Below are 1,039 nucleotides of genomic sequence, written 5' to 3'. Positions count from 1 at the left end.
AATCTATACAGGGATGAGAAAAGGAGAGCTTTTATCATTAGAGTGGGAGGACATAGATTTTGACGAATGCACTATATTTATTTCTAAAACATTGTTTTTTAAAGATGGCAAGGAAATAATTCAAAAAGTTAAGACCTATCAAGCCAGGACTATACATATTGACACGAAGACCATCCAAATATTAAAAAAATGGCGCATACAGCAACGAGAAACTACTCCAGAGGGTAAAAGATACCCCTCCATCAAAAACGTGCTTACACGGGAAGATAAACGCCCTTTACGGCTTGCATATCCTAACGATAAGTTTGACAGCTTTATTAAAACCCATAATTTGCACCCCATCACAATCCATGGGCTCAGGCACACTCATGCTTCTATATTATTTGAAGCTGGTGCGACAGTTAAAGAAGTACAAGCACGCCTGGGGCATCGTGATATTAAAACTACAATGGATATCTACACCCACGTAACCAGAACAGTTAAGGAAAGAACCGCAGATCTTTTTCATTCTTACATTGACTTATCATAAATGTGGGTGTTTTGTGGGTGTGCTAGGTTTTCAAACAACAAAAAAGACCCCCAAGACAAGGTCTTGAGAGTCTTTGAAACGTTGATATATTAACGTTTTGAGAACTGAGGTGCACGACGAGCGCCTTTAAGACCGTATTTTTTACGTTCTTTCATACGAGCGTCACGAGTCAGAAGACCTGCACGTTTAAGAGTTGTACGGTATTCTGGATCTGCTTCAAGCAAAGCACGAGCGATACCGTGACGGATTGCTCCAGCTTGACCAGATAAGCCGCCTCCATGTACGTTTACTAAAACATCATAAGTGCCAGCTGTTTCAGTCAAAGTTAATGGTTGTTTGATATCTTCGATTAAAGCTGCAGATGGGATGTGTTCGCTGATTTCACGATTATTAACGACGATACGGCCTTCTCCTGGAACTAAACGCACACGCGCTACAGAGCTTTTACGACGGCCAGTACCGTAATATTGAACCTGTGCCAAATTGGTAACCTCCTTTTTAATTAACCGC

Annotated in this window: 2 protein-coding genes; one reads left to right on the top strand and one right to left on the bottom strand. The window is 41.0% G+C overall.

Features of this window, described 5'->3' with window-relative positions; all coding sequences use genetic code 11:
- On the top strand, positions 1 to 529 hold a 529-nt coding region (locus tag ACFQ88_RS39780), incomplete at its 5' end, for a site-specific integrase (RefSeq protein ID WP_379463453.1).
- Positions 530 to 618: 89 nt separating this feature from the next.
- Here ACFQ88_RS39780 and rpsI read toward each other — a convergent pair.
- On the bottom strand, positions 619 to 1,011 hold the full coding sequence (gene rpsI / locus ACFQ88_RS39775; protein WP_004399691.1) for a 30S ribosomal protein S9: 393 nt from the start codon (positions 1,009 to 1,011) through the stop codon (positions 619 to 621).
- Between the last annotated feature and the right edge of the window lie 28 nt (positions 1,012 to 1,039).

It is taken from the genome of Paenibacillus sp. NPDC056579 (assembly GCF_042793215.1).
Taxonomy (GTDB): domain Bacteria; phylum Bacillota; class Bacilli; order Paenibacillales; family NBRC-103111; genus Paenibacillus_S.
This window is presented reverse-complemented; position numbering and strand designations above follow the sequence as displayed.